The organism is Methylobacterium sp. 174MFSha1.1, from assembly GCF_900116815.1.
Taxonomy (GTDB): Bacteria; Pseudomonadota; Alphaproteobacteria; order Rhizobiales; family Beijerinckiaceae; genus Methylobacterium.
On record NZ_FPCB01000081.1, the window covers coordinates 1 to 6,757 of the forward strand.

Below are 6,757 nucleotides of genomic sequence, written 5' to 3' on the forward strand. Positions count from 1 at the left end.
GCGGCGGGACGCGACCTTCGGTGAGCAAGGAGCTGTAAGCACGGCCAAGGCCAGAGCAGGATGAGGGACCTGGGACCAGGACACTCCGCCACGTCATCGCGCGTCACAGCGCGTCGGGATGTTGGGAGCCTGGTTCTTCGCAAGGAACGCTTGTGCGCACCCCTTGGTGGCCCGCCGTCGTCCTCGTCGCATCAACCGCGGCGGCACGACGGCATCAGAGGCCGGATACATGACTGCTCCTGAACCGACTGGCTCAAACCGATGCTCACAAACCCTTGCGAAACGGGGGCCGTCCATACATGATGTGGGGGAGTACGGGAGGGGGCTGCCGCCGGCTCGGCTCGACGCCGAGCGCCACCCCCCCTTCGCAGATCGACGCGACAGTGGCGCACCGGCCTCCCACATCCACCAGCCCCTTTCCCGGACGACTGCAGCGTCAGCGGAAGGAGATCCGGGATCCAGGAGAGATGTGCCGCGAAGCGGCTCTGCCTACTACACCGTTGCAGTCAGGTAGACGCTTCGCGAATTTTCGTGCTGGATCCCGGATCTCCTTCCGCTATCGCTCCAGTCGTGCGGGAAAGGGAAGTGGTTAATACGAACGTCTTCGGTGCCGGAATGGGAACGACCCCGTCAGACGACGCCCTACACCACCAACCCACCCACCGGCCGTAAGCCCTCGGTCCCCGGGAACACGCTGCGGCCGAGCACGGCCGGCGACAGGCCGAACAGGTCCGCCGCCAGCCCCTTGGCGACCGCGCGCACATCCGTGGTCGGGGCGAGGTCGCGGCCCTCGTGGAGCTGGGCGGGGCCGAGGCCCGGCCAGTCGGCGAGCACCCGGCCGCCGCGCACCGCGCCGCCGAGCAGGAACGCCACCGTGCCGGTGCCGTGATCGGTTCCGGTGGTGCCGTTGACCCGGGCGGTGCGGCCGAATTCGGTGACGACCAGGATCGCGGTGTCGGCCCAGCGCGGGGCCAGGATCTCGGCGAAAGCGGAGAAGACTCCGTCGAGGCCGCCGAGCAGCCCGGCGAGGCGGCCGGTGGCGCCGCCCTCGTCGGCGTGGGTGTCCCAGCCGTCGAGGGCGAGGGCCGCGATGCGCGGGCCGTCATCGGCGGCGATCAGCCGGGCGGCGCCCTCGGCGAGGCCGCGCAGGCCGCCCGCGCCCTTGGGCCCGCCTTTCGCGAGCGCATCGACGTCGAGGCCGCGGGCAAGCGAGGCCGCGAGCGCCGGGTCGCGCGCCTCGTAGAGGCCGAGCACCCGCCGGGCGAGCTCGTCGCTCGCCCGCGGCAGGCGCGGCGGCGCCCAACCGAGGACCGGGGCCGGCCCGCGCAGGATCAGCGGCGGCACCACGCCCACGCCAAGCGCGAGGTGGGATGGGGCGGTCCGGGGCGCGATGCCCTCCCCCGCCGGCAGGGCGGCGACGAGGCGGTTGAGCCAGCCGCTGGCGGTGTGGCCCGGGCCGGGCTGGCCGCTCTCGAGCACGTCCTGCCCGTCGAAGTGGGAGCGCTCGCGGTAGCCGGTCGCGGCGGCGTGCACCACCATCGCTTGGCCGGCGGCGTAGAGCCGGGCGAAGGTCGGCAGCGCCGGGTGGAGAGCGAAGAAGCCGTCGAGGGGCAGCGCCGCCCCCGGCCCGTCGCGGGTGAGCGCGATGCCGGGGCGAAGGTCCGCGTAGGCCGGGTCGCCCAGCGGCGCCACCGCCGAGAGCCCGTCGAGGGCGCCGCGCAGGATCACCACGACGAGGCGGGCGTCGCGGGCGCCCGGGGCGGCATAGGCGGTGCGCGGAATGGCGCCCCAGGCGAACAGCGCGCCGGCCGTGCCGAGGAGTGCCCGGCGGTTCGGATGGGCGGTTCGGGGACCGGACTGGCAGAGATCGCTCATTGGGAGGTCCTCCTGGAGATCACCGTCGCTGGAACTCGGGGGCCATCAGGACGAGGGCGATGGCTTGCGCCCGGCTCTCGGCCCGGCGGATGGCGTTGCGGGTTTCGTCGGTCGCGAGCGGGCCCAGGACCGCGTCGGCGAAGGCCGCCGGGTCGGTGCCGGCGGCGAGCTGGCCGGTCCGGGCGGCGAGGTCGAGGCGGGCGTGCAGCCCCTCCGGCGAGGCCCAGGCCCCGGCCTCGTCGGGATAGCCGTTGGGCGCCGGCGCCGACCAGTACGGCTGGCCCAACGCCGCGAGCGCGCCCATGATCATCCGGGGATCCACCATCCGGGGATCCGGCGCGAGGGAGAGCCCGCGCATCGCCGCGATCAAGAATTCCTGCGGCGAGCGGATCTTGCGCTGCACCGGGTCCCAGGCCTCCGGCGCCTCGATCAGCGCCAGCGCCAGGCGGGACAGGTCGCCGTCCTGGTCGAGGAAGGTCCGGGCGAGGCGCGCCACCAGGGCGGGGGGCGGATCGTCGGCGACGAAGTGGCGGGCGAGTTTCAGGGCGACGTGGCGGGCGGTCGCCGGGTGCACGGCGAGATCGTCGAGGGCCATGCGCAGCTGCCCGGGCCCGACATCGAGGTAGGTGCGGCCCAAGAGCGCCACGGCGCCCGGCTCGTGGGCGCCGCGCCGGAAGGTGGTCGTGCCCGGCAGGCCCTCGGCATTGCCGTCGCGCTGCAGCGACCAGCCGGTGAGGATGCGGGCGAGCGCCGTCACGTCCCCTTGCGTGTAGCCGCCATCCGCCCCGAGGGTGTGCAGCTCCAGGAGCTCGCGGCCGAGATTCTCGTTGAGGCCCTTCCCGGGGCCTGGACCCTTGCGCTGGCCCGCCGGCGAGTTGGGACCGACCGAGGCGACGTTGTCGAGGTAGATCAGCATCGCCGGATGGGTGGCGGCGGCGAGCAGCAGGTCGCGAAAGCGTCCGAGCACGTGCGGGCGGATCGCCTCCCGCTCGAAGGCGCCGGCGCTGACCCGCAGGCGCGGCCCCCGCGCCACCGAGACGGTGAAGTGGTTGGCCCAGAACCAGACCAGGCGCTCGACGAAGCCGAGGGGCGCGTGTTGCGCCAGGGCGAGGCGGGCCGTCACCTCGGCCCGGTAGACCCGCTCCTGGATCGGCGGCGCCGGCGGTCCCTCCGGCATCGGCGCGGCCGGGCTCCCGGCCCGGGCGAGCTTGCGGCCCTGCTCCTCGGCCTGGAGGGCGGTGAGCAGGGTCGGGGCGGGGGCGAGGTCCGGCCCGCCCGGCAGGGGCACGGTGCCGGCCAGGATCTCGCGGCGCAGGGCCTCTTCGACCGGCTTCTCGCGGGCGAGGTCGCCCGGCCGGGCGCCGAGCCCGAACCGCCCGAGGCCGAGCGCCGTCCGACGCGGATCGACCGCCATGCCCGTGCCCTCCCCGTCCGGCCGCCACCATGACGCACCGGCATGACGCGCTTCTCGGGCTTAACCGACGCTGAGCGGGAGATGACGGTTTCGTAAGGTGAGCGTTCGCGCCGCCCTACGCCGCCAGGGCGAGCAGCCGGTCGCAATCAACATGCGTCTCGAGATGGTCGGCGAGGCGGTCGAGCACGCGCTCGATCACCGCCTCGTAGGCCTCCGGCCCCGGCACGGCGCCGAGGCGGGACAGCCATAAGCTCCGCTGGCCCTCGTCCGCGAACAGGCCGTGGACGTAGGTGCCGCAGACGAGCCCGTCGGCCGAGACCGCGCCGTCGGGGCGGCCGTCGGCGAGGCGCAGGAGCGGCCGGGCGGCGTCGGGCCCCGCGGTCTCGCCGACATGCATCTCGTAGCCGGTGAACGGGGTTCCGTCCGGCAGGCTGACGCCGGTCGCGGCCGCCAGCCGCTTCTCGGCGGTGAGCACCGTCGCGACGTCGAGGAGGCCGAGGCCCGCCACCGTGCCGGGCGGTCCCTCGATGCCCTGCGGATCGCTCAAGCTGGTGCCGAGCATCTGGTAGCCGCCGCACAGGCCGAGCACCCGCCCGCCGCGGCGGCGATGGGCCAGGATGTCGATGTCCCAGCCCTGCTCGCGCAGGAAGGCGAGGTCGGGGATCGTCGTCTTCGAGCCCGGCAGCAGCACGAGGTCGGCCTCGGCGGGGATCGGCCGGCCGGGCTCGACCAGCACCACGCTCACCCCGGGCTCTGCCCTCAAGGGGTCGAGGTCGTCGAAATTGGCGATGCGGGGCAGGACCGGCACCGCCACGACCTTGCCTCCTGGGCGCTCGGCGCCCTTGAGGCCGAGCACGTCCTCCGCCGGCAGCCGCGCGGCCTCGGGGAAGTGCGGGATCAGCCCCAGCGCCTCCCACCCGGTGCGGGCGGCAATCAGGCTCATGCCGTCGGCGAACAGGGCCGGATCGCCGCGGAAGCGGTTGACCAGGAAGCCCCGCACCATCGCGGCGTCCTCCGGGTCGATCACGGCCCGCGTGCCGACGAGGCTCGCGATCACCCCGCCGCGGTCGATATCGCCGAGCAGCACCACCGGCGTGCCGGTGGCGCGGGCAAATCCCATATTGGCGATGTCGCCCCGGCGCAGGTTGACCTCCGAGGCCGAGCCGGCGCCCTCGACCAGCACCAGGTCGGATTCCGCCCGCAGACGCTCGAAGCTCTCGACGACGGCGGCGAGGAGCCGCGGCTTCCAGGCCTGGTACTCCCGCGCCCTCGCCGTGCCGACCATCCGCCCCTGCACCACCACCTGCGAGCCGGTCTCGCTCTGCGGCTTCAAGAGCACCGGGTTCATGTGGACGGAAGGCGCGACGCCCGCCGCCCGGGCCTGGAGCGCCTGGGCCCGGCCGATCTCGCCGCCGTCGGCCGTGACGGCGGCGTTGTTCGACATGTTCTGCGGCTTGAACGGCCGCACCCGCAGGCCCCTTCGCGAGAAGACGCGGGCGAGCCCGGCGACGATCAGCGACTTGCCGACATCCGAGCCGGTGCCCTGGATCATCAGGGCCCTGGCGCCCTCACCCTCTGGCATGGCTCCTCGCACAGGTCGCCTCGCATCCTGCCGGCCGGCCTGTGCGGCAGCGCACGGAAAAAATTCGGAAACCCGGCCGGTCGACGGCCGGGTGTGGCACGGCGGTCATAGGCGCCCGGCCACGCTCAAGCTAGCGTGTAGCCACAATTTCGCTCAACGGGGCGTCCTCCAGTGCTCAAGAAGTTCATGCTCGCCGGCGCCGCGACGTCGCTCCTCGCCGGGGCGGCCTCGGCCGCGGACCTGCCGCGCCGCGTCGCCCCGCCGCCGGTCTTCACGCCGGTGCCGGTCTTCACCTGGACCGGCTTCTACGCCGGCCTGCACACCGACTACACCTTCACCGACCGCCAGCGCATCACCACGATCGGCAACGACCTGACGCCGACCAACACGATCGGCAACGTCGCGACCCTGCGTCGCCCGCCGGTGGTGCGCAACGAGCAGGACGGCCTCGCCAATATCGGCGGCGGCTTCGGCTACAACTACCAGTTCACGCCGGGCTCGGGCTTCGTGGTCGGCGTCCAGGCCGACTGGGCCTGGACCGACATCCACAAGAACACCTTCTACCTCGGCCCGCAGCTCGCCGCGAATGGCGGCTTCCCCGACCCGAGCGCCTTCCGCCAGGAGCTGTCCTGGCTCGGCACCGTCGTCGGCCGCGCCGGCTACGCCTTCGACCGCCTCTTCGTCTACGGCATGGGCGGCTTCGCCTATGGCGGCGTCGATTACCGCGCCAACTTCTACACCACCGCCGGCGCCACCCCGCCGCTCGCCCTCGCCTATACGGGCCGCTACAACGACATCGCGACCGGCTACGCCTATGGCGGCGGCATCGAGTACGCCCTGCCGACCGACTCGTTCCTGGCCCGCTACAGCCTGCTGGGCCTGCTGGGCATCCAGTCCCAGGCAGTGACCATCAAGGCCGAGTACCTGCACTACGACCTCGGCAGCCGCAACGTGCAGGTGAACAACACCGGCCTCACGGTGGCCGCCGCCGCGCAGCCGCGCGGCTCCTACACCTCGCGCTTCACCACCGAGGGCAACCTCGTCCGCGCCGGGTTCAGCTACAAGTTCAACGGCCTCTGATCCTCGGATCGGCTGAGCCAATATCGGCGGGCCGCACCGGCCCGCCTCTCTCGACGGCCGCGGGGCAGATGCCCGGCGGCCGTTTTTCGTTGCCTCCTGCATCGCTATGCTCCGCGGACGATCGCGTCGGATACCGATGCCGGGGAGCGATCCTGTTCGGGAGAGAGTCATGCAGGACGGCTCCGACCATGCGCGGGCCACAGCGATCGTTCGTCACGCCGTCCCGGACGACGCGGACGCGCTGGCCGGCCAGCTCGCTGCGCATCACGGCGATCGCGCGACGACGGATGCGGATCGCCTGCGGGCCGATCTGTTCGGGTCACCACCCTGGGCGACGGCCCTGGTGGCGGAGGAAGCCGGGATCCTGATCGGCTACGCTCTTCTCGTCCGCCTGTATCGCGCGCAATACGCGTCCCGCGCCCTCGACCTCCATCATCTCTTCGTCGCACCCGGGACGAGAAGCTCGGGCGTCGGGAGAGCCTTGGTACAGGCCGCGAGAGCGGAGGCCGAGGCACAGGGATGCGCCCGGCTGATGGTCGGGACCCATCCCGACAACCGCCGCGCTCAATCCTTCTACCGAGCGCTGGGCTTCACGGACCGTCCGCCGGGAGGTCCGCAGTTCGAGCTTCCGCTCGGCGGGCATCGGCCGGCCGTATCCTCGCCCCGCGCGGGCTAGAGCATTTTCCGACGAAGTGGATACCGGTTCGTCGTAGAAAATGCGGCAAAATCAAAGAGCTAGAGCGCTTCGCGAGTAACCGGGGCAAATTTGCGGGTTTTGGGTTTGCTCCGGCTGTCCCGATGTGATT

Annotated in this window: 5 protein-coding genes; 2 read left to right on the top strand and 3 right to left on the bottom strand. The window is 72.7% G+C overall.

The features are described from left to right. Window positions 1-642 precede the first annotated feature (642 nt). The 3 genes from BM430_RS33575 to BM430_RS33585 form a co-directional block, all read right to left on the bottom strand. Window positions 643-1,875: a DUF1501 domain-containing protein gene (locus tag BM430_RS33575; protein ID WP_093571505.1), complete on the bottom strand. Its 1,233-nt coding sequence runs from the start codon at window positions 1,873-1,875 to the stop codon at window positions 643-645. Between the two features lie 19 nt (window positions 1,876-1,894). Further along, the gene (locus BM430_RS33580; RefSeq protein WP_093571506.1) at window positions 1,895-3,289 is read right to left on the bottom strand and encodes a DUF1800 domain-containing protein; all 1,395 of its coding nucleotides are present in this window, start codon (window positions 3,287-3,289) and stop codon (window positions 1,895-1,897) included. Window positions 3,290-3,404: 115 nt separating this feature from the next. Beyond that, window positions 3,405-4,841, bottom strand: coding sequence for a cobyric acid synthase (locus BM430_RS33585; protein WP_093571507.1), 1,437 nt, complete (start codon window positions 4,839-4,841; stop codon window positions 3,405-3,407). 201 nt (window positions 4,842-5,042) lie between these two features. Here BM430_RS33585 and BM430_RS33590 point away from each other — a divergent pair, with 201 nt between their 5' ends. Together BM430_RS33590 and BM430_RS33595 are read left to right on the top strand one after the other, a co-directional pair. Next, on the top strand, window positions 5,043-5,951 hold the full coding sequence (locus BM430_RS33590; protein ID WP_177303259.1) for an outer membrane protein: 909 nt from the start codon (window positions 5,043-5,045) through the stop codon (window positions 5,949-5,951). 169 nt (window positions 5,952-6,120) lie between these two features. Beyond that, entirely contained in the window at window positions 6,121-6,627 is a 507-nt protein-coding gene (locus BM430_RS33595; RefSeq protein ID WP_177303260.1) for a GNAT family N-acetyltransferase, read from the top strand. Window positions 6,628-6,757 lie beyond the last annotated feature (130 nt).